The organism is Aquimarina latercula DSM 2041, from assembly GCF_000430645.1.
Taxonomy (GTDB): Bacteria; Bacteroidota; Bacteroidia; order Flavobacteriales; family Flavobacteriaceae; genus Aquimarina; species Aquimarina latercula.
Map to the genome: position 1 here is coordinate 1 of NZ_AUMK01000019.1, position 24,187 is coordinate 24,187.

Here is a 24,187-nt window from a genome sequence, read left to right on the forward strand (position 1 = left end):
TTTTAAATGAAATCCCCGACGAATCAAGACACGTGGCAGCAACCCGTGGCGAAAACGAAGTAATACATCTGGTGGATGTAGGCGCGGACCCGGAAGTGATCATCAATAATACCACTTATCCGATTGGCTTTTCAGAGCAGGAAGATAAGGACATCGCAATTACCCTGGATAATTACACTACCAAGGCAACCCGTGTGACGGATCAGGAGATACAATACATTGCCTATGATAAAATTAGGCTGGTACAGGAAAAGCATGCGCTTAGGATCATGGAAACCAAACATCATAAGGCAGTACATGCCTTGGGTGCCAGTCAACAAACAACCAACACACCTATACTCGTAACCACTGGTGAGGATGATGGTACGGGTAGAAGACGTTGTACGAATAAGGACATTATCAACCATGCAGCTCAGTATAACGGGTTAAAAATTCCTTTCGCGGGGCGTAATCTGGTACTAAATGCGCAGCATTATGCAGACTTGTTGTACGAATGTGAACTATTAAAAAAATCAGACGGGCATCTTTCCTATAGTGAGACTGGGATGTTAAAAGAACGTTTACACGGCTTTAAAACCTGGTTGTACTTGGATATGCCATACTACAACCTAAGCAGCCTACAAAAAAAGCCGTTCGGTTCCGTGGTAGAAGCTGGGGATATGATGGGGACGGTGTCTTTTTATGCGCGTGATATGTTCCGTGCTTCGGGAATGACTAAGAACTATGCGGATGAGCCGACCACTCAGAACCACGCCTGGTTGTACAATGCAAAACACAATTATGTGGTATTACCAAGAAAAGAGCGCGCACACGGAGCGGTGATCTCCGCAGACGTATAAGTATCATCTTTAAAAATTAACACCTATGAAAGATAACAAAGTGAAACTAACAAAGGATTTAAAGGAACGTGCTAGAAAGGTATTCAAACAGCTAAAAGAACCTAAAATTTGGGTGAATGTCAACGGGGCGTTTTTTACCTCTGAAAACTTGGCGATGCTCAGTGTAAAAAATGACCGCACGAGCATTTTAGCATTGACCCCTGAATTTGTCTTTGAGCCTCCAAAACCTAGCGACAAAAAACTGGTCATTACCACCACCGATAATAAGAAAATTGTTTTCTCAGAACTTGTGGAAGGTGACGCTCCCAAGGAAGGTGATAACGCCAAGATTGGAAATAAAAACGCGCAAGGCACTTTTAAAGTGGACCCACAAACCTCTTTTGTTTTCGATAAAGGAGCGTTAAAAGAAATTATCCACCACGAACCTAAAGACCAATAAATTATGGCAGATTTAGACGGAGTTAAAATCCGCAAAGGCAAAATCGGCGCGAATACCATCAACAACGGGGATGGTATTTCGGGCTTGATTGTCGCCTGTGTAAAACCCGAGGGACTGGAATTTGGAGAAGTGGTTACCTTTTTTAATACCATTGATGCGGAAAGCAAAGGGATTACCCAGAGTTTTGACGATGCTAATGGAGTGAATTTGTACCGTCATATATCGGAGTTTTTCCGTATGGCGGGGGAAGGTAAAAAACTCTATTGTATGGTAGTAGCTGCTGATACGCCCATGTCACGTATTTGTGAAGATGTAGACGCGCAGTACGCTAAAAAACTATTAATTGAAGCCGATGGCGAAGTAAAACAAATTGCCGTGGCGATAAATCCCCCTAACCTGGCGATCGATCCTGATGATCCGAACCCGCCTATTGGAGTCATACACCTTAACGGCTTGCCGATAGATGTATATAACAGTATTGCGCCTGCTCAGGCATTGGCATTGTGGGCATATGATCACCATTTCCCGTGTCAAATCTTTTTAGAAGGCTACCATTTTAAAGGTCCTGCATTATCCGCAGCAGACCTGAGAGCTTTGACGGTAAAGGCGACCAAGGTCTCCCTTGTGATTGGGCAGGATTGGCAGTACGCTGAGACGCGCGTTGGAAATGCCCAACTATTTGCCGAAGTAGGAACCGCGCTAGGGACCCTATCCGCTGCGAGTATCAACCAGAACATGGGAGAAAACGAATCCTTTAACCTAACCAATGCCCCCCGTAAGATATGGTTAGTACCTGGGCTTTCTAGTCACCAGAAAAATAAGGACGTGTTTAACCAGCTGCAAACTCTGGAAGATAAAGGCTTCATTTTCGGGCTTTCCTATACAGGACTGGACGGGGTGAGATGGAACAACGACCATACCTGTACCGAGATTGTGCGGGATAGTGAGGGGAATGTAAACGAACATACCATCGCTTTTGGTCGTACCCTGGATAAAGCAAAACGTCTACTCAGAACCGCTTTACTTCCAAAGGTGAAATCCACCCACCCAGTAGACCCAACCACCGGAAAGCTTCCTGTTGGAGTGATTAAAAACTTTGAGGGAATAGGCAATACCGAATTGGGAAGAATGGTCGCAGCCAAGGAGATCACCGCAGGGGTGACCATTGTAGATCCGAATAGTGATTTGATTGTAGAAAAAACCTTAAAGGTGGACTTTAGAATCGTGCCTTACGGGTCCATTGGTGAAATATTTGGAACGATTAACCTTAAAACTAATATCTAATGGCAAACGTAATTAAGAACAACAAAGCCTATGATTCGGGAGATGTGGATGTGTTTATCGGCACCGAAGCGATTGACGTTGTCGAGATATCCTACGACTCCGAGCAAGAACACCAGTTAAACCATACCCTAAAGAATGATGCTAGTTCCTGGAGCAGGGGTAAGAAAACCCACACCGCATCCATAACGCTAATGATGCATGATGCGGTGTTATTGGAGCGTGCAGCGGACGGAGACTTACTGAAGGTAAAACCTTTTGATATCAGTATCACCTTTGCCAATGAGTACAACGAAGTGGTAAACGATACCATTACTTGCAAATTTATGAAGCAAGGACGCGAGGTAACCGGAGATATGGGACTGAACAAACAATACGATTTATTCGTATTGGGTATACAATATAATAATTCAAACACAGCAAGCTAATGGCAAAATTAACCAAAGAACAGAAAGACGCTTTTATCAAAGAATACGGAAAGCACAACCTAAAAGTTGTGGAATTACCTAAGGATGATTTACACAATGAATATATGGAAGTTGTGGTGCGTGTACCAAATCGCGCAACAGTATCTCAGTATATGAAATATATTGATGTAAACCCTAAAAAAGCACAGGAGATTATTATCAAGCAGTGTTTACTTACTGATAAGGAAGTAGTCATGAATGACGATGCATTGTTTTTAACTGCGGTTTCGTCTATTGCAGAACTCATCCCGATAAGAGAAGGAAGGATAAAAAACTTCTAGGGCAGGATTGTTCAGGACTGCACCACTCAGACCATAAAGACATCGTATTAAAAATTGATGCCTACATCAGTCATTTTTTACACATACCGCACCCCGAACACCTGGACGATATCACCTGGGCGCAAAAATGGGCGCAGGTGCGGTTTTTAGCAGATCAGGGAATACTAGGACTAAAGAAAAAAGAATTATGAGAGTCAATATAGATTTAAGTAAGCGTTACGCATCGGCATTCGGCTTGTTATCGCAGGACAATGCGCCGGGTGGTGCTACTGTACAACGTTCCGGTGGTAACTATAACCTGGAATTTTACGACCGTGGACCTGCTGATTTTGAAGATGTGACTTTTACCTATCCCGATAGGACGATAAAATTTGGCGCGATGCCTTTTGATACAGAGGTAGCGGGGATACTAGCCCCGCCACCTTTGATCAGTTTTAGCCGACAAAAACAACTCATTGAAACCCCTATTAATGATAGTGACAACATAGTGATTGAACGTTGGGGAACACGTCCTCATGACATTCGTATCAGGGGATTGTTAATCGATGTAGAAAACAGGCACTATCCTTCTTCAAAAGTGGAACAATTATACCGCCTTTTTGAATACAACGGGGTCATTGATGTGTCCGGTACGCAGTTCTTTGAAAAAAATATAGCCAGTATCTATTACAAGGATATTGAAGTAAATGGCGTTCCTGGGTTTCAGGATACCGTACAATTTACAATGCTAGCCAGAAGTATCAGCCCGGTAGGGTTCACCTTAACAAATCCGATATGAAACATTTATATAAAAATATGGAATGTCGTATTCAGATAGGCTCCGTAGCATTTGACAGAGTCCATAGTGTTGTGATTGATAGCACCATCAAAAAAATTAGTGATACGGCGGTGATCACCTTGCCCCGTGCTTTTCCACGTACACAGATCAACGGCAAAAGAACCTCTATCAAAGAGCGCAACATTACCGATTATATAAAAGTTGGTGATCCGGTAGTCATTCGGTTAGGGTATGATCAAAACCTTCAGGAAGAGTTCCGCGGATATGTAGATAAAATCGGCGCGGATCATCCCTTGCGCATTAGCTGCATGGATGCCATGTACCTATTAAAAAAGCAAAGCTTTTCAGTGGCTTTTGAAAGTATTAACCTGAAAAGTTTATTGCAATATATCGCCCCGGAATATGAGCATAATATTATCGATACGATTGATTTAGGAAAATTCACCATTGACAATAAAACCGCCTTTCAGGTTTTGGAGCAATTACGAAAAGATTATGGCTTGCATTCCTTTTTTAAAGAAGATGTTTTGCACGTGGCTTTTCCCATTAGTATGACCCCAAAGGTAACACACTCCTTTGTGATGAATAAAAATGTACGGGCGGTCTCCAATAGTTTGGAATTTGTCAAAAAAGACGATGTAAAGCTTTTACTAAAAGCGATTAGTATTAATGATGACGGGAAACGAATTTTTCAGGAATTCGGAGACAAAGGGGGCGTACAACGCACCTTACATTTTGCGAACAGAACCAAAGAGGAACTTAAAAAACTGGCGCAAAAGAATTACCAGTCTTTGAGTTTTGACGGATACCAGGGCACGCTTCCAGGATGGGGAGAGCCACGAACTAAAAGCGGGGATGCATTACAAGTAACCGACCCTGCATATAGCGAACGAAATGGAACATATTTAATTGAAGGCGTCACCATAAAATTTAATAGTAGTGACGGCTTTTTACGCGAAAATAAACTAGGTCTTACATTATGAAAACAGCAATAGTTATCGGACATACCACGCTGGCACAAGGCGCGTATAGTCCTTTTTTAAAGATACGAGAATGGGCATTTAACAAATGTATCGCGGAAGAATTGCAAGATGTAGCGGATATTTACCACTACAACCCATACAATCCAAGTTACACCTCCAGAGTACAGCAGCTTTCTAAGAAGATCAACCAAGGGAACTATTCCCTAGTGTTGGAACTTCATTTTAACGCATCCAAAAAACCACATGCCAATGGTTGTGAAGCCTTGTACTATTTTGAAAATAAAAGTGCGAAGGATTGGGCGAAATATTTTTGTGAGTTGATACACCAGGGAACAGGAATCAAAAACAGAGGAGCAAAACCATTGTATAAAAAAAGTCAACGAGGATTTGCAGCCGTGTACTACCCTGAACCTACCACCTTGATTTTAGAGCCGTTTTTCGGAACTAATAAAAAGGATTGTGAACTTTTCAATGAGGATATGTATATCCTTGCGATTCGTGAACTCATAAAATCGTATAATCATGATCGCTAAAATCAAACTATTTACAGCAGTCATCGCCGTATTGGTACTGGTAATCATCATACAAATGATATCCAGTCAAATCAGAGAGCGAAAACACCAGCGTGTCTTAGAAGAGCTTCACCAGATGCAAGTCCTGGAGATTGAAAAAGCAACCCAGCAGTATACAAAGCAGATCGATAGCATGCAAAATGTCATTGCGATCAAACAAGAACATATTAGCGCATTAGAAATTTCATTACAAAACAACTTACATACAGCAACAAAAATTAATACACAATATGAAGTCTATAAAAAACATGCTCAGCATATTAATCATGCTGATAGCCTTTACTGGATACTCTCAAAACGATACCAAAACACCAGACACCGTTAAGGTATCTTTTGAAGTTGCCAAAAAAATCAATTTGGATTTATTGGACTACGACCGATTGATCAAGGGCAAGGTAGAACAAAACCTGTCCCAATGCTTACGGATCAAACAGGAAAAGGATAGCCTTATTGAATACCTGCGTTTCAAAGAGTTTTTAGCGGATCAGGAGCGGGCATTGTACCAGGAGCAAACCACGCTTTTAAAAACACAGCTTAAAACCTCGCGAAAAAGAAACGGTAATGGCTGGATTTGGGCAGTAACAGGAATAGCAGTCGGCATTACCACGGGAGTATTAGTAACCAATTAGTTATGGGATTTGAAGAAGTCTTTGGGCAACTGATGAACGTCCACCAAAAACAAAACGAAAAGATGATCCTAACAGCTGGCATTGCCAAAAATGTGGGAGATACTTTTTGCGATGTTACAAGAGAAGGACAACCCGATTTGTTAGGAGTGCGCTACCATGCCAGTATGCAAGGTCCTGACAGTTTTTTACGGGTGATGCCCAAAGAAGGAAGCCCCGTATTATGCGGAATTATTGAAAACAATATCAGTCAGGCGGTGCTCATTACCTGTAGTGAAGTGGATAGTATACAGTTCATCAAAGAACAAACGGAATTGTTTGTCGATGAGCAAGGATTTGAGATAAAAAGACAGGGCGAAAGTCTTAAACAGGTGCTCAATGACTTTATAGACGAAGTAAATAAAATACTAGTGATCAACGGGACCTCTATTAATGTAGGAGCAACCACAATAATTAAACAACGGTTAAACAAAATTTTAAAATAGTATGGCTATTACCACCCAGCAGCTTTCCGATTTGATAGAGAAAGCTTTCAATGATGAGAGTGATGTAAGAGTAGATCCAGTACAGGCTAGAAAAAGGCAAGCGCAAAGAATCGCTAATGCTATTGAGCAGTATGTGGTGGGAAGAAATACAATGGTAACAGGAACCAGTGCCACGGGTGGAGCTGTCACCGGAACCGGAATAATTCAATAACACAGATGGAAAGAAAAGATATTATCCTGAATGAGCAAAACGATTTAAAAATTGTCAACGGCGATTTTGTGATCGGCGATAGTGACCAGCAAAATGTAAAGGCAATTGTAGGGATGCACAAAGGAGAATTTAAGGAGCATCCCTTAGTGGGTTTTGGAGCGGACACCTACCTGAAGCAAACCGCCTTGAATTCCGCACGCTTTTTACGGGACTTAAAAGTACAATTAGCAAACGACGGGTATAACAACGCCCAAATAAACATAAATGAAAACCTTAAAAACCTCGAAATTGACCTATGAAAACACTAAACTACATCCTACAAGGCTTCGGCTTTATCAACTATGCCGATTTTAAAACCAGTTCTTTTGGTTTTATGAGTGACAAAATTATTAACCTGGCTGCCATTGGAGCGGTCATTACCTCAATTACTACAGAGATATTCGGAATTACTCCGTTTTTCTCCATCGCTTATGTGGTGCTGATCATTTTTGAATGGCAAACAGGCTTGCGTGCTTCCTTAAAACGCGGTGAAAAACACGAGTCCCGAAAACTGGGAAGGATGATTCTTAAAGTAGCCACCTATACGATTCCGGTATATGTGCTGAATACCTTTCAAAAAGAAGTGGTATTTCCTTCCGTATTGGGCTATGAAATAGACCCGTTTGTATGGTTGTACTGGACGGTATTGTTAGTTATTATTTGGCAATTGTTGGTATCGCTTTTAGAAAACCTGGACGCCCTAGGATATCGCTACGCAAGCACCTTACTTAAAATCATTAACAAGCAGTTTTACAAACATTTTGATATCCATGAAGATCAACGTAATTGATAAACAAAATGTATTTGACATCACCTTGCAGGGCTACGGAACAATTACGGAAGTATTTCAGGTAGCCCTGCAAAATGGGATGGGTATTACCGATACCATACCCGCGGGCACTACCATCGAGATACCAGAGAACCAGCAAGCAACCGACCCTGAAGTATTGGAATATTACAACACCTATAAAGTACGTCCAGTAACAGAGGTAAGTCAGATAGTACAAACCATTGAACCATCAAAAGGAATTGGTTCTATGATTATTAAAGAAACTTTTATAGTAGGATGAAAACCGCAGCACACGTATTAAAAACATATTTCGAAACTGGAGACGTACCGACGCAAAACCAGTTTGAAAACTTAATCGATTCTTTTCACCATAAAGACGATGGAGCGATCATTACAAAAATATCGGTAAGCACTACCGGAACCGTGCAATTTGATTTTACCGATGGCAGCACTGTAGTAATTGAGAAATACAACCCGCCCAGTGAACGCCCCATAAGTTTTATTACCGACTTACAATCTCTTTTGGATCAAATGAACCAGAAACTCAACTTAAAGGTAGATCAGGAAGAAGGCAAAGGATTGTCGCAGGCAAATTTTACACAGGCGGAAAAAGAAAAATTAGCAAGCCTAGAGAACTACATCCCGCCAAGTGAACGCCCGATTAGCTTTATTGCTGGTTTAGTTTCCATCTTAGATCAAATGGCACAGGATATTACCTTAAAAGTAGCTAAGGAAGACGGTAAAGGATTATCAGAGGCTAATTTCACTCAGGAAGAAAAAGAGAAGTTAGCAGGATTAGAGCAACAACCACCCCAAAGCGTTGAAAGCTATGACCGCTTTAGATACATCAATACGATCGATGATGATTTTACCAACGCTGAGGAAGTACTGGATGCGCTAAGCGTTATTGTTCAGTATTACCTGGTCAGAACGCCTAACGGTTCAGTGTATTTTATCTGTAAGCTTGGGAGTCTCTCCATTGATGATCTTGATAAGTGCCGTGTAGAACTGATACGCGATATTGGAAGAATTACCAATATACCACGAGAGCGCAACTGGCAACTATCCGATGCAAAATACGAGGTATGGAATTTTCCAGCGACTGGAATAAGTGAAAACACCTTTGAACATAATGCACTATATCATTTCAATTTTTGGAGACTCAAAAACCCGTCTTTTGAATCCTAATATAAATCTTTTGCCATGCCCAGAACTATAGAAGAAATACAGCAAACCATTCTTACAAAAAAAATCGATGCCCAGAACTTACAGGATTTGGAGGTATTAACCACCAATGAAGAAAATACTATCGATGCCTTAACCAGTGATTCAAAGGTAAGTGTTTGGCGTGTATGGGTGTACATTGTTGCCTTTGTCATCTTTACCTTAGAAATGTTATGGGACATCTTCAGGAAGGAAGTAGATACCCTAATTGAAGAAAATGAACTTCACAACTTCCCCTGGTACAAAAAAAAGGCGTTAAGCTTTCAGTACGGACAGGCATTAGTACCTGAAACAGACTACTACGATAATACAGGACTTACCGTGCAGCAAATACAAAACCGTAAGATTGTAAAACACGTATCAGTGATTCGTAAAATATCAGGAGGAAAAGGATTTTTAGAGTTGAAACTTGCAAAAGAAATCAATGGAGAACTCATCCCTTTAAACGCCCCGGAAATGGAAGCATTCCAAGGATATATGTTTTTAGTGGCAGACGCAGGGACCTTTATAGAATATATTTCCTTGCCTAATGACAGTTTACGCCTTGTCTTAGATATCTATTATGATCCGCTGGTCCTCTATAGTGACGGACAACGAAAAGACGGAACCGACAACCAGCCCGTGCAGAAAGCTATCAATGACTTTTTGTACAATTTAGAATTTAACGGGGAACTCATACTCGATAGACTCTTAGAGCATTTACGCACCGTAGAAGGCGTGAAAATACCTGTGATTCGTGAAGCTTTTACAAAGTTTGGAGCATTCGACTATGAGCCTTTAGATGTGAGCTATATCGCAAGAGCCGGATATATGAGATTAGACACCGAAAACACACTAATAAATTATATTCCGCGTGAACTTTAGTTTTATATACAATATCAATTTTGCAAAACTTGTTGCCGATTTGTTGCCTATCGATTGGAGACAACCCGCCATGTTGCAATGGTTGGAAATGTTAACCGCTCCCTTGGTAGTATTACACGAGGATTTTTTAAAATACCGCAAAGCAAAAATTTATAGGTTAACGCATAACTCGCAGGTGTGTTATTTACAGGCGGTTCTTAATGATGCCTTTGATAATACGTTAAGACGTATACGCATACAAAATGGGCGATTATTACAACCTGTGTATTTCTACACACCTCCTGAAGAGAGACCCGTGTATTTTGAAACACAATATTTTTATGATCCCGTCGACATCGCATCAGACTCCACCGATTTTGTGGTGTGTATTCCCATTGACTTACAACCTAACAACAGCATTGCTTTGGAAAGTTACCTCAGTGATGCAAGGGCACTTATTAACAGCTATAAACTAGCATCAAAAACCTACAGTATAAAATGGATAAACTAAGATTATTTACAGGAGGATTCCCAGGTACTACAAAAACGTTTGATTTTTTACAATCAGCATATACTAACGCTATTGGCGCACTTACCGCGTTAGGCGGTGATTCATATATCATTAAAGGACTCCAAAGAAATGGAACAAACATCGCAGCGGGAGCGATTGTATATAATGGCGAATATTTACCCTTTGTAACGGGTCCGTTTTCTCAAACCGTTAGTATATACGAAGATGTAGAAGAAGTACCTTACAATGAGGATAGTGATAACGATGGGAATCTCGACCTAAAACCCGCCTATGTGACCAGGTATGCCAAGTGTGGGGACGATGGTATAGAAACCTTTGACTTTTCAGAACTAAAAACCTTAACACCGCTTAGCCAACAATCGACACCCATAGGTGGGATTATCATGTGGAGCGGTACCACCATTCCCCAAGGATGGCATCTTTGTGATGGTAGCAACGGAACCCCAAACCTAACCAATAAATTTATCGTAGGAGCTGGCGATAACTACACCATCGGACAACGTGGAGGAAGGGACACGGTCACATTAACCACTGATCAAATGCCCTCGCATTCCCACCAAGGGGTAACCGATAATAAAGGGGAGCACAGACATACAGGATCAACCAATACAACAGGATCGCATACTCATTCAGTGCCAAACGAAACGGGACCCGATGGAGGTAATGGAGTGCATTTTACAATTCAAGGAAATAATAGAACAAGACAACAAGGGAGAGCAGCTGGGTCACACAGTCACACCGTCAGCACAAATAATGCGGGTATGCATAATCATAATTTTGTTACATCATTTGTGGGGAATAACAAAGATCATGAGAACAGACCTCCGTATTATGCGCTTGCTTTCATACAATATCAGGGACAATAACAAAAATTAATAGGGAAAACTAAAATTATGCAAACAACAAAGCAGTACATGGCAGCACCGCTGCCATTTCAGGGACAAAAGAGAAATTTAGCTAAACAATTCAAAGCAGCATTAAACAAACGTACACCACCCAAAGTGTACGTCGATTTGTTTGGTGGTTCTGGACTATTAAGCAGAATTGCAAAAGACGTGCATCCACAAGCAACAGTGGTATACAACGATTATGACAATTATAGACAGAGAATACAGCATATACCGGCTACAAATCGCGTGCTAAATGATATTAGGAAAATGGTAGTGGACCTACCAGCAAAAACACGTATTCCTCAAATCATTAAAAACAAAATTATAGAGCGCATAGAGCAAGAAACGGGGTATCTGGATTATATTACCTTATCCACGTATTTGCTGTTCTCTATGAACTTTGTAAACTCTTTAGAAGAGTTAAAAAAGCAAACATTCTACAATAGAGTACGACACACAGAAATACCAGAAGCAAAAGACTATCTAAAAGGGTTGGAAGTAGTATTCTATGACTACCGCGAATTATTTGAACGATATAACGGTAGTGATCAGGTTGTGTTTATTGTAGACCCGCCATACTTATCAACTGATTGCGGATCCTATAAAAACTATTGGAAACTTAAAGAACATTTAGACGTTCTAAAGGTCCTAAAAGGCGGGCGGTATATCTATTTTACTTCTAATAAGAGTAATGTAGTAGAACTTTGCGAATGGATTGAAACGAATACCGGTGGTGTAAATCCATTTTATAATGCCGAGACGATCTCCAGAACCAATATTGTGAACTATCAGTCATCATACAGCGATATTATGCTGATAGACTGGGAAATTTAAAAACTATTTAAACACCATTTAAAAACACTTTAAAATGAAAGGACAAACAGTAATTAAAATCAACTCTCTAGTTTCTGAATTGAAGATTGAAGTTCATGAATGCGATCACTGTAAGAGTTTAGATCAATCCCACAAATTGAAAGAGACATTGACGAATCTTGTGGCGGAATCGCTCCTAGAAGCAATTTCAATTGTGAAAGATAAGAGCTAAGAAATTTTTTATGAAGAACATTAGCATAATATCTTTCAAAAGGAATATCATTAATAGTAGAGCTTTCAAACTGCTTTTGTGTAGCTATTAAAGCTTTTTCATAAAAATCATTTTCATAGCAATCAAAGTCAAATTCAGATTCAAGACACTCAGCAAATTTTTTAATATTCATGTAAATTTAGGTATTAATATTGAAGGCTAAAGATAGACAAATTCCCGCTCAGATTTAAGTATCTCAGCGGGGTCATTTTTTTGTAAAAAATTCGAGCTCAAAAATTTGCGTACATTAAAAGAAAAAGTTGCACATTTGGAATCGCCGATTACGAGTGAACACTACAGGCTCCTCTATTTGTTAATATTTCTGATGATTGTTAAAATCTCCTTAAAATAGAGTTTGCCAGCATTCCATTTTTTTATCTTCAGCGTTCAACTAAACTCGAGCATATGCGATCAACTAGAATACTACTATTATCTTTTCTGAGTCTTTTTATTTTTATAACATCCTGTAATAAAAAAACAGAAACTATTGATAATACAGAAACTAAAGAAGAAGTCACAACTAGTGAAGAAAAAGATACGTATGATGTAAAAGAATTTTACTCTAAAAAGGAAGTAGATATTGTAATGAGGGATGGGACCAAATTGCATACTACAATTTATTCACCAAAAGATACAAGTAAAAAGTATCCAATATTAATGCAAAGAACACCTTATAGTTCTAGACCCTATGGAGAGGATCAGTTTCGTTCTAAAATAGGTCCGAATGAATTTTTGATGAAGGAAGGTAATATTGTTGTATATCAAGATGTTCGAGGTAGATGGATGAGTGAAGGAGTATATGACAATATGAGAGCATACATTCCTAATAAAAAAGATAAACAATTTGATGAAGCAAGTGATACATACGATACTATTGAATGGTTAGTAAATAATGTTGAAAATAATAATGGTAATGTAGGTGTTTGGGGAATTTCGTACCCTGGTTTTTATGCAACATATTCCTTATTAGACTCTCATCCAGCGCTAAAGGCTGTGTCTCCTCAGGCATGTATTGGTGATTTCTTTTTTGATGATTTCCACCATAATGGAGCGTATTTATTGAGTTATTGGAGAGCAACGGCGGTATTTGGTTATGAAAAAACAGAGCCGATAAAAGAAAGTTGGTATACATTTCCAGAGCTAAAGGCCAAGGATCAATATCAGTTTTTTCTAGATGCTGGACCACTAAGTACTTTAGATCAATATTATAAAGAAGATAATGTCTTCTGGACCCAACTCAAAGAACACCCTAATTATGATGAGTTTTGGCAAAAAAGAGGAATTATTCAGCATCTTAAGGATATCAAACCTGCAGTAATGGTTGTTGGTGGTTTGTTTGATGCGGAAGATTTATACGGTCCGTTTGAGACGTATGAAAAAATAGAAAAAAACAGTGACAACTATAATATCATGGTTTTTGGCCCTTGGAGTCATGGAGATTGGGCAAGAAATAAAAAGCGTCAGGCAATAGGAAATGTGTATTTTGGAGATGATATTTCTCTTAATTTTCAACAAAACATAGAAACAAAATTCTTTAATCATTTTCTTAAAGGAGAAGGAGATAATGAAAGTGGATTAACAGAAATTCAGATTTTCGATACAGGAAAAAAGGAATGGAATACATTTGATAGTTGGCCTCCAAAAAATGCAGAAAAGAAAACAGTGTATCTATCTGGTGATGATTTAACAGAAACTTTTGGCAATGGATTTTCAGAATTTGTTAGTGATCCAAAAAAACCTGTACCGTACACAGAAGATATAAAAATGGTATTTACACCTAGAAAATATATGACAGATGATCAGCGTTTTGCAGCGAGACGACCGGATGTACTGGTATATGAAACTCCTGTGCTTACAGAAGATATGACACTTTCGGGAGAGATTTTGGCAAAGTTAAAAGTGGCAACTACAGGAACTGCTGCTGATTGGGTAGTTAAATTAATAGACGTGTATCCAGCTGATGCAGAAGATACAGAAGAAACACAGAAGTATCTTAAAATGTCTAACTATCATATGATGGTCCGAAGTGAAGTGCTTAGAGGAAGATTTAGAAATAGCTTTAGTAAGCCCGAGCCGTTTATACCAAATCAAAAAACAGATGTTAATATAAAGCTTCAGGATGTACATCATACATTTCTAAAAGGTCATAAAATTCAGATTCAGGTACAGAGTACTTGGTTTCCTTTTATAGACCTAAATCCACAGACTTTTGTACCTAATATTTTCAAAGCAAAAGCATCAGATTTTAAGAAACAAACGCATAAAGTTTTTGAGGATTCGTCAGTCGAGTTCTCCGTGTTAAAATAGACTAAACTAACTAAATTTAATACCCCTTTAGAAATGATTAAAGCAAAATTTACTTTGTTATCTTTTTGCTTCTTACTATTTATTTCTGCCTGTAAGAATACTAGTGAGGAGATTAAACCTTTAGTGTCTGCTGAAGAACAAATCGAGATACACTCCAAAAAACTTAATGATTGGTTTGAGACTCAGTTTCAAGAAGAAGTAGCTGAATCTCCTATGATGCAAACGTATTTAGGTGTAAAAACAGAAGATTATGGTAAATGGGATGATGTTTCTTCTAAAAAAGAAGTAAAAGACTTGGATAAAGCTAAAAAAAGATTGAGGTATTTAAATGATTCAATTGATATTACTAAACTAAATAAAGCTACTGCTTTGAGTTATCGATTGATGAAAGAAGATTTAAGAAATGAAATAGATGATTTTCAATATCGTTTTTATGATTATCCAATAAATCAAATGCATGGAATGCAGGCAGAAATCCCAGCTTTTTTGATCAATATGCATAAAATAGAAAATAAGAATGATGCAGATGCTTATATTTCAAGACTGGAAGGAATGGATGAGCTATTTGCGCAGCAATCAGAAAATATTAAGATCAGGGAAAAGAATGGAATTGTTCCTCCTAAGTTCGTTTTTGCTAAGGTTCTTAATGATTGCCGTAATCTAGTAACAGGTAAACCATTTGATGATTCGAACAATGAAAGCACATTATTATCTGATTTCAAATCTAAAATAGAGAAATTAGAGATTTCAGAAGAAGAAAAAGATAGTTTGGTTTTTAAAGCTGAGTTGGCTTTAAAAGGAGATGTGAAAACTGCCTATGATCAACTAATTACTTTCTTAGAAGATCAACAACAAAGAGCTACAACAGAAGATGGAGCTTGGAAATTTCCAAAAGGTAATGCGTTTTATAATAATGCTTTAAGACGAACTACTACTACCAATATGACTGCAGAACAAATTCATCAACTTGGTTTGGATGAGGTAGCTAGAATTCATAAGGAAATGAAAGATATTATGACGGAGCTTAAGTACGAAGGCACGTTACAAGACTTTTTTAAGTTCATGAAGGAAGATGAGAGGTTTTATTATAGTAATGACCAAGTTGGTAGAGAAGAATATCTTAAAAGAGCCGTGGGGTTGATTGATAACATGAAATCTAGAATGGATGAGTTATTTATCACTAAACCCAAAGCTGATATTGTAGTAAAAGCAGTAGAACCATTTAGAGAAAAAAGTGCCGGAAAAGCATTTTATCAAAGAGGAACTCCAGATGGATCACGGCCAGGAACTTATTATGCAAATCTATATGATATGGAGGCAATGCCAAAATATCAGATGGAAGCTCTTGCCTATCATGAGGGAATACCTGGACATCATATGCAAATTTCAATTGCTCAAGAATTAGAAGATGTTCCTAAGTTTAGAAAATTTGGGGGATATCAAGCTTATGTAGAAGGGTGGGGATTGTACAATGAATTTTTACCAAAGGAAATTGGACTTTACAATGATCCATATTCTAATTTTGGAAGATTAGCAATGGAGTTATGGAGAGCCTGTAGATTAGTAGTAGATACTGGTATACATGCTAAGAAATGGACCAGAGAAGAAGGAATTAAATATTATACGGATAATACTCCAAATGCCGAGAGTGATGCAATAAAAATGGTAGAAAGACATATCGTAATGCCAGGTCAAGCTACTGCTTATAAAATAGGAATGAATAAAATTCTAGAATTAAGAGAAGGTGCTAGGTCTAAATTAGGTAATGAGTTATTCGATATAAGAGAGTTTCATGATGTAGTTTTGACAAATGGAGCGGTACCGCTTACTATACTTGAAGAATTAGTGAATGAATGGATAGCATCAAAGCGTAAAACATTGGAAACTAAAGAAACGAGTTGATATTCGGTTTAATATTAATCTGGCATACGTAATTTATAGCCTTTCACTCGCTGAAAGGCTATTTTTTTGATCTAAATGGATCTAAATTATGGTTAATCTGTAAATTTAAGTAAGAATAATACTACAATATAACATTTTTTAAGATATTTTTGTGTACTTTACTGGTGTAATTGGTGTTTAATCTGATTCTAGCCCCAAAATAGATCATATGAATAAAGCAATTTTAACCTTTGTGATTTTCTGCGCAATGAACCTACTTGGTTTTACGCAAAGTCAATTTTCAGCCGTTGATTTCTCTAAAATAGAAAACGTAAAAGACTCTTTGTTATTTAACAGTGCGGTAAATGATTTACAGCATTATGTCAATGAAGATCAATTAGACCGAGCAGATGATATCGCTAACAAGCTTATTGAGCTTGGCCATGATATTAAGTATTTTAAAGGATTAGGTTTAGTATACAGGCTGAAAGGCGTTATTAATAACGAATTGAATAAGAGCATCGATTCTAACGAAAGTTTTGAAAAAGCCGTACTCAATTTTCAGAAAATTGATGATAAAAACGGCTTAGCAATGGTAAGTAATGATAGATACAATATCGAAAGAAATAAAGGTAATATAGAGCAAGCTGCTAACTACTTATTAGACGCCAAACTACATCGAGAACAATTAAATGATAGTGTAGGTCTTTCTGCCGTATACAATAATTTAGCAATCATTTATAAGGAACTTAATGATGTCCCAAATGCAGAAAAATATTACTTGAAGTCAATGAATTTGGGTAAGAAATTGAAGACCGATGGTGTAGGGTTGGTTATCAATAATTTAGCTTTATTATATACAGAAGGAGGAAAGCTTAAAGAGGCGCAGAAGCTTTTAGAAGAAGCATTAGTAATTAATAAAGCAGAAGATGATCTAAGGCATATGGCTCAATCATATAGTATTATGGCTAAAGTAGCGATGTATGGAAAGGAATATGAAAAAGCTAAAAAATTCTATGACACAACACAATGTGTTGGTACCCAAGCCAATTTCAAAATAATAGTGATAAATGCAAAACAACAATTAGGGATTATAGCACTTGAACAACAAGAATATGATAAAGCAGAGAAATATTTAGAAATAGCAAGAGAGGATTTGGTTAAATCAAATGTTACATCACTAGTTTTGAAAAACTATAAACATTCATTTAAACTAGATTCGGCTAGAGGTAATTTATTAAACGCTATAGCTTGGCAAAAAAAATATCAGGAACTTTCTGATAAGAGAATGAACGATATTACCACAAAAAAAGTAGAAAACACAAAATCTAGATACGAAGCCGAGTTAGAACAACTTAAATTGATAGATGAAAAAGAGAAGCGAGAACAAAAAACAAAAGAAGAATTGTTCAGATATAGGTTATTAGCATTTATTAGTTTGGCAGTCATTGCAGTAATCTTAGTCTTTATGGTGCTTATTATCAAAACAAGGAAAGAAAGAAAAAGATATATTAAGGAACTCAATGAATCTAATCAGGTAAAAAACAAACTGTTTTCTATTATTTCTCATGATCTTAAAAATGAAATACATGGGTTAGAAAGTAGTCTTAATTTAATGAAAGAGGATGTAATATCAACTGATGAGTTTAGAGAAATAGTACCATTATTAGCTAATAGAACACATCAAACATCCATTTTACTTAATAATTTATTGAATTGGTCAAAATCACAAATGAAAGAGCTTAATGCACAACCTACCAATTTTGATATTACAGAGGTGATTAGTAATAAGTTCACTTTTTTTAAGCCAAAAGCTGAGAAAAAGGATATTAAACTGATTAATAAATTAGATCCTACCCTCATCTTCGCTGATAAAGATATGTTCGGGATCGTGGCTCAGAATCTGATTGCTAATGCGATAAAATTTTGTAATCCTGGTGATTCTATAGCTCTAGTATCTAAGGAAAAAGAAGATTATTATGAAATTTGTTTTGAGGATACTGGTGTAGGTATAGATCCTAGTAATATTAATAAATTATTTGCAGAAGATACGTTTACTACTACAGGTACAGAAAACGAAACCGGAACAGGTCTTGGACTTAGAATATGTAAAGAATTGATTGAACTTAATCAAGGTAAGATACAAGTAGAAAGTACACCAGGAAAAGGAAGTGTTTTTTCAGTTTCTTTGCCAAAAGCCGCTTGAATTTAAGTTTACTTATCCATCAAGCTTCTAAATTGATAAAAGAACCGTTCTATAAGTCTTAAATCTTCTGTTATGATTTCTACAGAACCACGCATTTCTTGTTGGAAAGGTATTTCTTTATTATAAGTAGTGATGAGGTTTTTAGGAAGTTTTACATCGATAAGATATAATCCGTCCTTATCTGGTAACATAGATATATAATCCACAGTTCCCTGTAGCATTCCGAATTCATCATCCGGAAAATTTTCTAATTTAATATTCGCTTTTTGCCCTAATTTTATTTTTCCAGAATTCTGAGTAGGAGCTTTTATTTTAGCCACATAAGAAGAAGATTCTTGAATCGGAATTACAATAAAAACAATGTCTCCGGCAGTTACATTTTGATTTACAAAACGATAATTAGAAAATGAAACACGTCCTTCGATATCCGATTGCAGCAAATACCTTAGTTCCCAGTCTTTAATGCTTTTCTTAAGTCTATTAAAGGACTGTAGTACTTTTAGTCTAAGATTATTTTCTTCTTTTGTTTTGTTTATTTCTGTATTTACAGATGTTTTATTTGCATTACCTATTGATTCAGTAATTTGCGAAATTTGGGCATCAATTGCTTTATAATTTCTCTCTACTCCGTAGTACTCAGATTCGCTTTGTTCATATTCTTGCTGAGAAATTCTACCTTTTTCAAATAACACTTTTTGTCTATTGAAATCTCTTTTCTTATTATCTAATTCTCTTTTGGAAAACTTCTTCTGATCAATTAAATTTTGCTTTCTTAAACGAAGTTCTGATAAAGAGTTCTTATTCGCTATAGCTTCATTAGAGAAAGGATTTAATCGCTTATTAAGTAAGTAATCTAAATAACTATTTTCGAATGTAGCGAAATCAGTTAAGATATCTCCAAGAATTAATGTTGGTAGTTCATCCAAAGGGAAACTAAATGATTTATTGCTTACAGTAATTGTATCAACAATCGCTTTAAGTTTAAATACATCTTCATAATTAGCGGTGTTTCTTAAAATTGCGAGGGGAGTACCCTCAGGAACTGTATCTCCTTCTTTTACCAAAATAGCCTCTATTTTTTCACTAACATTTGCTTGTTCTTTTTGTAAAGGAGCTTCTGTAGTAATAATAGCTTGTGCAGGAATAGTATCAGGATATTTAAGCATCCACGACAGAAATAATAATAATAGAATTAATACTAATATCAACAAATTTCCCCATCGTATCATCCAATGTGGTACTCGAGTTAAAATCTCTTGGACTTCTTCACTTCTTAATTGTATGTCTTCTAAATTATCTGGCATGTTACTTTCCTAATTCTAATTGATTTTTAACCAAATTATAATAGCTTCCTTTTTCTTTGATCAATGATTCATGATTTCCAACTTCTATAATCTCTCCTTTATCAAGTACTACAATCTGGTCCGCATTTTTAACCGTACTTAACCTGTGTGCTATTACCATAACCGTTTTATCTTTGAAAAAGGTGTCTAACTTTTCCATAATTACCTTTTCATTATTAGCGTCCAGAGCAGAAGTTGCTTCGTCAAAGAATAAAAATTTAGGGTTTTTATAGACCGCTCTAGCAATAAATAATCGTTGTTTTTGACCAGTACTTAACCCAACACCTTCCATTCCTATTTTGGTGTTATAAGATAGAGGTAGAGATTCTACAAACTCCTTGATATTAGCAACATCTACTGCGTGAGCTAATTTTTTCTTATCCACATAATCTTCTCCAACAGCAATGTTGTTAGCAATTGTATCATTAAATATATACCCCTCTTGCATGACAACTCCAAATTGATCTCTCCAAGATTTCTGAGATACGTTCTGTAAATCATGAGAACCAATAAATATTTGCCCTTCATCAGGTTCATAAAACTTTAGTAGAATTTTCATAAGAGTAGTCTTTCCACTACCACTCACACCCACTACTGCTGTTATTTTATTAGCAGGAATAGAGAGTTTTAAATTTTGTAAGACAGGTTTGTCAGACCCAACATATCTAAAGCTAAGATTTTTAATTTCAAAACCAGAGTTATCAGGAATTTCTCGAATCTTTTCTTCACCGGATTTTTCTTCGTCTTCCTTATTATGAATTTCTCCAAGACGTTCTAATGAAATCTGAGCATCTTGTAATTCTCGTAAGAAATTAATCAATTGAGTAATAGGAGCATTTAATTGGCCAACAATAGATGTAATTGCTAGCATCATACCCAAAGTGATTTCTCCATCAATCACTAACACTGCAGAAAGTACAGTAATTAATATGTTTTTTAATTCGTTTATAAAAGCCGAACCAACACTTTGATATTGCTCTAAGGCAAGGTTTTCTATAGATATTTTAAAAAGCTTTGCTTGTACAAACTCCCAATTCCATCTTTTTCTTTTTTCAGCATTGTGGAGTTTAATTTCCTGCATACCATTTACCAACTCAATTACTTTACTCTGTTCTTCACTGATTTGAGAAAAACGTTTATAATCTAGTTTCTTACGTTTTTTAAAGAATATTAATATCCAAGCAAAATAAAAGGCACTACCAATTGCAAAAACTGAAAAAATGGAGAAACTATAATAAATAAGAACGATACTAAAAACGATTAAATTCACCATCGAAAACAATACGTTTAATGACGACATGGTAAGTATCTGTTCAATCCTTTTGTGATCATTAATTCTCTGTAATAAATCTCCGGTCATTTTTACATCAAAATAGGAGATGGGTAGATTCATTAATTTGATGAAGAAATCTGAGATCAGAGAGATATTTATTCTCGTGCTTAAATGCAATAAAATCCAACTTCTTAGAACATCAATTAAAGTTCTTCCGATAAACAAAGATAATTGGGCGATTAATACTAGGTAAACAAAGTTGATATCTTCGTTTTTTATACCAACATCAACAATACTTTGTGTAAGAAACGGAGTGATTAATTGTAATAAACTCCCCGCAGTTAATCCAAGAATAAGTTGAAAAATGAATTTTTTGTATTGAAAAACATATTTAGATATAAATTTAAATCCAAACTCTTCATCTTTCTCATCGATATTATCATTATAGAATTTTGGTGTAGGTTCTACTAATAAGGCAACACCTTCTTCGGTAGTTTGATCGGCATTATTACCAATCCAAGCTTTAATGAATTCTTCTTTGGTATATGTAATTAAACCATGAGCAGGGTCTGATACATAAATTGTCATACCTCCCTTTTTGGTAGTTTTTACCTTGTAAACCACTACGTAATGCACTTTATTCCAATGTACTATGCATGGTAGAGGGACTTCTAATAATTGATCTAAGGATAGTTTTACTCCTAAGGATCTAAATCCTATACTTTCTACTGCTTCGCTTAAACCGAGTAAAGAACTTCCTTCTCTTGTTGTTTCACTAAGTGATCTAAGTTTCTGAGTGTTTAGTACTTTTCCGTAATGTTTAGCTATGATTTTAATACAAGTAGGTCCACAATCTTTTGATTCGGCTTGTTTGTAAAAAGGAAATTTAGGCATTAAAAGTTTTAATTTTGAGTGATGAGTTGTTCTACAAAGAAAAGTAATTCTTTTTGATTATACTATCAAACTTGATTAGATACTAAATTGTTTACATGAATTAGTTTAACTAATTAGCAATTTGTTACCCATGAAAGATCAATTATTTTTAACTATTATTTTTATGTTGGTTGCGGAACTTTAATTTCTTCTGGTTGTAGAATTTCTAGTAATAACGTTTTTTCTAGTACAAAAGAAATCATCTTAGTTTTAAAATTCGCAATATTTTCTCCAAATTGTTTTAGGAAATCCTCATCTTCTGATAATTCATCATATAGCTCCTGTACAGAAACAGGTTCCATAAAATAGAGTAAAATACTATGCCAACCTACTAGATCTTTTTTATCCACTTTACCGTTATACGGAATGGTAAATTGTATAGTTATTGGATCTGTATTAAAATCAATGATACACTCTTTTTTTAAAACAAACTTTGTTGTTAATAGTTTTTCAATAGTTATATTTTCTACAAAATCATAAAAATCAAATATGTTTTGTAATCTAGAAGGTTTAATCTCAATGTCAAAACCTTGATCAGGAAATAATTTATGAAGTTTAGCCTTTATATTTTTATAGTACTCAGGGAAATGATACTGAAGTCTAGCTTCAATCTGTTCGCATGCAAAGATTGATTTTTTTGCAAACCCAATACAATGAATAAATTTAGAGATAAGAGGAACTGTACTTAAGTCAATGATCTCGGCAAAATTTGGTTGTACATTTTCAAATAGATATTGAACTTTTAACTTATCTTTTTCTGTAATTGCATATCCTAATTGCTGTTCGAAAATGGTATTAAAAATCCCAACATCTATTTGAGGAAAATGATGTTGGTTTTTTTCAATCAAACTTTTGGCCGTAGTATACAATTGTTTAAAATAATCATTGTTTTTTCCACCAATAAAACCAGCATTATGAGCTAAAATCTTTCCGTTTTTGTAGTAATTACTAATGAGCTCATTAGGAATAAAATCAAAATTGGCAAGCATATATTTAAATGTTTTTGCATACCCAGGAAAGTTGGTCTCAATATTTTGCGCAATGATATCATAGTGATTGATGTCGTAAGGGATTTTGTCCCAAATAAAAATATCATTATCCAAGTGTATAAAAGGTTCACTTTGTTCTGCACAGGTAACGAGTTTTCCGAAAGCCCATAGTTTTGGATGGTAATTGTTGATTTTTTCCAAACTAGTATAGATGTCAGAATAAGGTAATTCTAACATTTCGTCAAATAGTTCTTTACCTCTCTTGTCAGTAAATAGTTCATTTGACCTGTAAAATCTATTGATAGTTAGTGCGCTTAACGCGAAGCTGTAAAATGCATACTTTTGATTTGGCCAGCCACCATTAAATCGAGCATTTGCATCATCTGAATTGTGATATGTAGGTTTTGTCCAAAAGCTTTGAATTATTTTCATGATACTGTGTGTTTAAAAAAGAGGATGTTGTTAAACATCCTCTATAAATTAAGATGAATAAATCTTAGTAGTTAGGCTTACACCAAGTGTGCAGTTCAGTATCATAGTATAAGTACTGACCATTAATCCAAGACCCATGAGGAGGATACATTTTACCAGATGGACAATTTGGGTAAGACCCATATTCGTAACCACCAGTAATCTGCTTAGCTTCTTTTCTGTCTAAGATTTCACCTTTGATTTTTTTTAAAATTTCTGATTTTTTCATTTTACATGATTTTAAATTAATAATGATTTGATAGTATACTATTACTATATAATACGATGAAAAGGAGAAATGTTACTAGGGAGAAAATCACTTAAACGTTGTAGTGTTGATAAGTTGCTATAATTATCCGTTTTTTAACATAATACCAATACAGGTGTTAGTTAAAATGTTATTTTTTTATCAAAACATAA

General features: G+C 36.1%; 28 protein-coding genes. 23 read left to right on the forward strand and 5 right to left on the reverse strand.

From position 1 onward, the window contains the following. The 20 genes from H526_RS0116570 to H526_RS0116665 all read left to right on the forward strand — a co-directional run. Nucleotides 1-839, forward strand: an 839-nt coding sequence (locus tag H526_RS0116570) for a hypothetical protein (protein ID WP_027391785.1), incomplete at its 5' end; no start/stop codon positions are given. Between the two features lie 25 nt (nucleotides 840-864). After that, entirely contained in the window at nucleotides 865-1,278 is a 414-nt protein-coding gene (locus tag H526_RS0116575) for a hypothetical protein (RefSeq protein WP_027391784.1), read from the forward strand. Between the two features lie 3 nt (nucleotides 1,279-1,281). After that, on the forward strand, nucleotides 1,282-2,562 hold the full coding sequence (locus H526_RS0116580; RefSeq protein WP_027391783.1) for a DUF2586 family protein: 1,281 nt from the start codon (nucleotides 1,282-1,284) through the stop codon (nucleotides 2,560-2,562). Continuing rightward, nucleotides 2,562-2,987, forward strand: coding sequence for a hypothetical protein (locus H526_RS0116585; protein ID WP_027391782.1), 426 nt, complete (start codon nucleotides 2,562-2,564; stop codon nucleotides 2,985-2,987). Before H526_RS0116580 ends, H526_RS0116585 begins: the two co-directional genes overlap by 1 nt. Continuing rightward, the gene (locus H526_RS29380) at nucleotides 2,987-3,307 is read left to right on the forward strand and encodes a hypothetical protein (protein WP_035084256.1); all 321 of its coding nucleotides are present in this window, start codon (nucleotides 2,987-2,989) and stop codon (nucleotides 3,305-3,307) included. Before H526_RS0116585 ends, H526_RS29380 begins: the two co-directional genes overlap by 1 nt. 187 nt (nucleotides 3,308-3,494) lie before the next feature. Then, nucleotides 3,495-4,085: a DUF6046 domain-containing protein gene (locus H526_RS0116595; RefSeq protein WP_162144474.1), complete on the forward strand. Its 591-nt coding sequence runs from the start codon at nucleotides 3,495-3,497 to the stop codon at nucleotides 4,083-4,085. Then, a complete protein-coding gene (locus H526_RS0116600) occupies nucleotides 4,082-5,068 on the forward strand; it encodes a hypothetical protein (protein WP_027391780.1) in 987 nt (328 codons plus the stop codon). The genes H526_RS0116595 and H526_RS0116600 overlap by 4 nt, the downstream gene beginning before the upstream one ends. Beyond that, on the forward strand, nucleotides 5,065-5,601 hold the full coding sequence (locus tag H526_RS30985) for an N-acetylmuramoyl-L-alanine amidase (RefSeq protein ID WP_051335959.1): 537 nt from the start codon (nucleotides 5,065-5,067) through the stop codon (nucleotides 5,599-5,601). Before H526_RS0116600 ends, H526_RS30985 begins: the two co-directional genes overlap by 4 nt. Beyond that, nucleotides 5,591-5,965: a hypothetical protein gene (locus tag H526_RS0116610; protein WP_027391779.1), complete on the forward strand. Its 375-nt coding sequence runs from the start codon at nucleotides 5,591-5,593 to the stop codon at nucleotides 5,963-5,965. Before H526_RS30985 ends, H526_RS0116610 begins: the two co-directional genes overlap by 11 nt. Further along, complete coding sequence (locus H526_RS0116615) at nucleotides 5,871-6,269, forward strand: hypothetical protein (protein WP_155839711.1); 399 nt, start codon at nucleotides 5,871-5,873, stop codon at nucleotides 6,267-6,269. Before H526_RS0116610 ends, H526_RS0116615 begins: the two co-directional genes overlap by 95 nt. A 32-nt stretch (nucleotides 6,270-6,301) precedes the next feature. Beyond that, complete coding sequence (locus tag H526_RS0116620; protein ID WP_155839607.1) at nucleotides 6,302-6,751, forward strand: hypothetical protein; 450 nt, start codon at nucleotides 6,302-6,304, stop codon at nucleotides 6,749-6,751. Nucleotide 6,752: 1 nt separating this feature from the next. Then, nucleotides 6,753-6,962 carry a hypothetical protein gene (locus tag H526_RS0116625; protein ID WP_027391776.1) on the forward strand — a complete coding sequence of 70 codons (210 nt, stop codon included), beginning with the start codon at nucleotides 6,753-6,755 and terminating at the stop codon, nucleotides 6,960-6,962. 5 nt (nucleotides 6,963-6,967) lie between these two features. Beyond that, nucleotides 6,968-7,261, forward strand: a complete 294-nt coding sequence (locus H526_RS30990) for a hypothetical protein (protein ID WP_051335958.1) — start codon at nucleotides 6,968-6,970, stop codon at nucleotides 7,259-7,261. Then, entirely contained in the window at nucleotides 7,258-7,791 is a 534-nt protein-coding gene (locus tag H526_RS0116635) for a phage holin family protein (protein ID WP_027391775.1), read from the forward strand. The genes H526_RS30990 and H526_RS0116635 overlap by 4 nt, the downstream gene beginning before the upstream one ends. Beyond that, entirely contained in the window at nucleotides 7,772-8,071 is a 300-nt protein-coding gene (locus H526_RS29395; RefSeq protein WP_035084254.1) for a hypothetical protein, read from the forward strand. The genes H526_RS0116635 and H526_RS29395 overlap by 20 nt, the downstream gene beginning before the upstream one ends. After that, the gene (locus tag H526_RS0116645) at nucleotides 8,068-8,979 is read left to right on the forward strand and encodes a hypothetical protein (RefSeq protein ID WP_027391774.1); all 912 of its coding nucleotides are present in this window, start codon (nucleotides 8,068-8,070) and stop codon (nucleotides 8,977-8,979) included. The genes H526_RS29395 and H526_RS0116645 overlap by 4 nt, the downstream gene beginning before the upstream one ends. 15 nt (nucleotides 8,980-8,994) lie before the next feature. Then, nucleotides 8,995-9,879, forward strand: a complete 885-nt coding sequence (locus tag H526_RS0116650; protein WP_027391773.1) for a hypothetical protein — start codon at nucleotides 8,995-8,997, stop codon at nucleotides 9,877-9,879. Beyond that, entirely contained in the window at nucleotides 9,869-10,369 is a 501-nt protein-coding gene (locus H526_RS0116655; protein WP_051335957.1) for a hypothetical protein, read from the forward strand. The genes H526_RS0116650 and H526_RS0116655 overlap by 11 nt, the downstream gene beginning before the upstream one ends. Then, nucleotides 10,357-11,256: a tail fiber protein gene (locus tag H526_RS30995; protein ID WP_051335956.1), complete on the forward strand. Its 900-nt coding sequence runs from the start codon at nucleotides 10,357-10,359 to the stop codon at nucleotides 11,254-11,256. The genes H526_RS0116655 and H526_RS30995 overlap by 13 nt, the downstream gene beginning before the upstream one ends. Nucleotides 11,257-11,283: 27 nt before the next feature. Next, the gene (locus H526_RS0116665) at nucleotides 11,284-12,114 is read left to right on the forward strand and encodes a DNA adenine methylase (protein WP_035084251.1); all 831 of its coding nucleotides are present in this window, start codon (nucleotides 11,284-11,286) and stop codon (nucleotides 12,112-12,114) included. A gap of 59 nt (nucleotides 12,115-12,173) precedes the next feature. Here H526_RS0116665 and H526_RS0116670 read toward each other — a convergent pair whose 3' ends face one another. Continuing rightward, entirely contained in the window at nucleotides 12,174-12,497 is a 324-nt protein-coding gene (locus tag H526_RS0116670; RefSeq protein WP_027391770.1) for a hypothetical protein, read from the reverse strand. A 272-nt stretch (nucleotides 12,498-12,769) separates the two neighbouring features. Between H526_RS0116670 and H526_RS0116675 the strand changes: the two genes are divergently transcribed. The 3 genes from H526_RS0116675 (at nucleotide 12,770) to H526_RS31000 (ending at nucleotide 18,758) form a co-directional block, all read left to right on the forward strand. After that, the gene (locus H526_RS0116675; protein WP_027394048.1) at nucleotides 12,770-14,671 is read left to right on the forward strand and encodes a CocE/NonD family hydrolase; all 1,902 of its coding nucleotides are present in this window, start codon (nucleotides 12,770-12,772) and stop codon (nucleotides 14,669-14,671) included. 33 nt (nucleotides 14,672-14,704) lie between these two features. Next, a complete protein-coding gene (locus tag H526_RS0116680) occupies nucleotides 14,705-16,573 on the forward strand; it encodes a DUF885 domain-containing protein (RefSeq protein ID WP_051336199.1) in 1,869 nt (622 codons plus the stop codon). Nucleotides 16,574-16,781: 208 nt separating this feature from the next. Then, nucleotides 16,782-18,758, forward strand: a complete 1,977-nt coding sequence (locus H526_RS31000) for a tetratricopeptide repeat-containing sensor histidine kinase (RefSeq protein ID WP_051336200.1) — start codon at nucleotides 16,782-16,784, stop codon at nucleotides 18,756-18,758. A gap of 8 nt (nucleotides 18,759-18,766) precedes the next feature. Here the strand turns inward: H526_RS31000 and H526_RS0116690 are convergent, their stop codons facing one another. The 4 genes from H526_RS0116690 to H526_RS0116705 all read right to left on the reverse strand — a co-directional run bounded on the left by H526_RS0116690 (nucleotide 18,767) and on the right by H526_RS0116705 (nucleotide 23,996). Further along, nucleotides 18,767-20,062, reverse strand: a complete 1,296-nt coding sequence (locus H526_RS0116690; RefSeq protein WP_027394051.1) for an HlyD family secretion protein — start codon at nucleotides 20,060-20,062, stop codon at nucleotides 18,767-18,769. A 1-nt stretch (nucleotide 20,063) separates the two neighbouring features. Further along, nucleotides 20,064-22,268 (reverse strand): peptidase domain-containing ABC transporter, encoded by a 2,205-nt coding sequence (locus H526_RS0116695; protein ID WP_027394052.1) that lies wholly within the window; start codon nucleotides 22,266-22,268, stop codon nucleotides 20,064-20,066. A 161-nt stretch (nucleotides 22,269-22,429) separates the two neighbouring features. Next, nucleotides 22,430-23,728 carry a DUF6734 family protein gene (locus H526_RS31005; protein ID WP_027394053.1) on the reverse strand — a complete coding sequence of 433 codons (1,299 nt, stop codon included), beginning with the start codon at nucleotides 23,726-23,728 and terminating at the stop codon, nucleotides 22,430-22,432. Between the two features lie 64 nt (nucleotides 23,729-23,792). Beyond that, complete coding sequence (locus tag H526_RS0116705) at nucleotides 23,793-23,996, reverse strand: hypothetical protein (protein WP_027394054.1); 204 nt, start codon at nucleotides 23,994-23,996, stop codon at nucleotides 23,793-23,795. Nucleotides 23,997-24,187: the final 191 nt, after the last annotated feature.

Coding starts and splice junctions, on each gene's coding strand:
- H526_RS31005 (WP_027394053.1), bottom strand. CDS start 23,728: ATGAAAATAATTCAAAGCTTTTGGACAAAACCTACATATCACAATTCA.
- H526_RS29380 (WP_035084256.1), top strand. CDS start 2,987: ATGGCAAAATTAACCAAAGAACAGAAAGACGCTTTTATCAAAGAATAC.
- H526_RS0116595 (WP_162144474.1), top strand. CDS start 3,495: ATGAGAGTCAATATAGATTTAAGTAAGCGTTACGCATCGGCATTCGGC.
- H526_RS31000 (WP_051336200.1), top strand. CDS start 16,782: ATGAATAAAGCAATTTTAACCTTTGTGATTTTCTGCGCAATGAACCTA.
- H526_RS30990 (WP_051335958.1), top strand. CDS start 6,968: ATGGAAAGAAAAGATATTATCCTGAATGAGCAAAACGATTTAAAAATT.
- H526_RS0116705 (WP_027394054.1), bottom strand. CDS start 23,996: ATGAAAAAATCAGAAATTTTAAAAAAAATCAAAGGTGAAATCTTAGAC.
- H526_RS0116600 (WP_027391780.1), top strand. CDS start 4,082: ATGAAACATTTATATAAAAATATGGAATGTCGTATTCAGATAGGCTCC.
- H526_RS0116610 (WP_027391779.1), top strand. CDS start 5,591: ATGATCGCTAAAATCAAACTATTTACAGCAGTCATCGCCGTATTGGTA.
- H526_RS0116675 (WP_027394048.1), top strand. CDS start 12,770: ATGCGATCAACTAGAATACTACTATTATCTTTTCTGAGTCTTTTTATT.
- H526_RS0116575 (WP_027391784.1), top strand. CDS start 865: ATGAAAGATAACAAAGTGAAACTAACAAAGGATTTAAAGGAACGTGCT.
- H526_RS29395 (WP_035084254.1), top strand. CDS start 7,772: ATGAAGATCAACGTAATTGATAAACAAAATGTATTTGACATCACCTTG.
- H526_RS0116665 (WP_035084251.1), top strand. CDS start 11,284: ATGCAAACAACAAAGCAGTACATGGCAGCACCGCTGCCATTTCAGGGA.
- H526_RS0116680 (WP_051336199.1), top strand. CDS start 14,705: ATGATTAAAGCAAAATTTACTTTGTTATCTTTTTGCTTCTTACTATTT.
- H526_RS30995 (WP_051335956.1), top strand. CDS start 10,357: ATGGATAAACTAAGATTATTTACAGGAGGATTCCCAGGTACTACAAAA.
- H526_RS30985 (WP_051335959.1), top strand. CDS start 5,065: ATGAAAACAGCAATAGTTATCGGACATACCACGCTGGCACAAGGCGCG.
- H526_RS0116625 (WP_027391776.1), top strand. CDS start 6,753: ATGGCTATTACCACCCAGCAGCTTTCCGATTTGATAGAGAAAGCTTTC.
- H526_RS0116635 (WP_027391775.1), top strand. CDS start 7,258: ATGAAAACACTAAACTACATCCTACAAGGCTTCGGCTTTATCAACTAT.
- H526_RS0116650 (WP_027391773.1), top strand. CDS start 8,995: ATGCCCAGAACTATAGAAGAAATACAGCAAACCATTCTTACAAAAAAA.
- H526_RS0116585 (WP_027391782.1), top strand. CDS start 2,562: ATGGCAAACGTAATTAAGAACAACAAAGCCTATGATTCGGGAGATGTG.
- H526_RS0116690 (WP_027394051.1), bottom strand. CDS start 20,062: ATGCCAGATAATTTAGAAGACATACAATTAAGAAGTGAAGAAGTCCAA.
- H526_RS0116620 (WP_155839607.1), top strand. CDS start 6,302: ATGAACGTCCACCAAAAACAAAACGAAAAGATGATCCTAACAGCTGGC.
- H526_RS0116695 (WP_027394052.1), bottom strand. CDS start 22,268: ATGCCTAAATTTCCTTTTTACAAACAAGCCGAATCAAAAGATTGTGGA.
- H526_RS0116580 (WP_027391783.1), top strand. CDS start 1,282: ATGGCAGATTTAGACGGAGTTAAAATCCGCAAAGGCAAAATCGGCGCG.
- H526_RS0116645 (WP_027391774.1), top strand. CDS start 8,068: ATGAAAACCGCAGCACACGTATTAAAAACATATTTCGAAACTGGAGAC.
- H526_RS0116670 (WP_027391770.1), bottom strand. CDS start 12,497: ATGAATATTAAAAAATTTGCTGAGTGTCTTGAATCTGAATTTGACTTT.
- H526_RS0116615 (WP_155839711.1), top strand. CDS start 5,871: ATGAAGTCTATAAAAAACATGCTCAGCATATTAATCATGCTGATAGCC.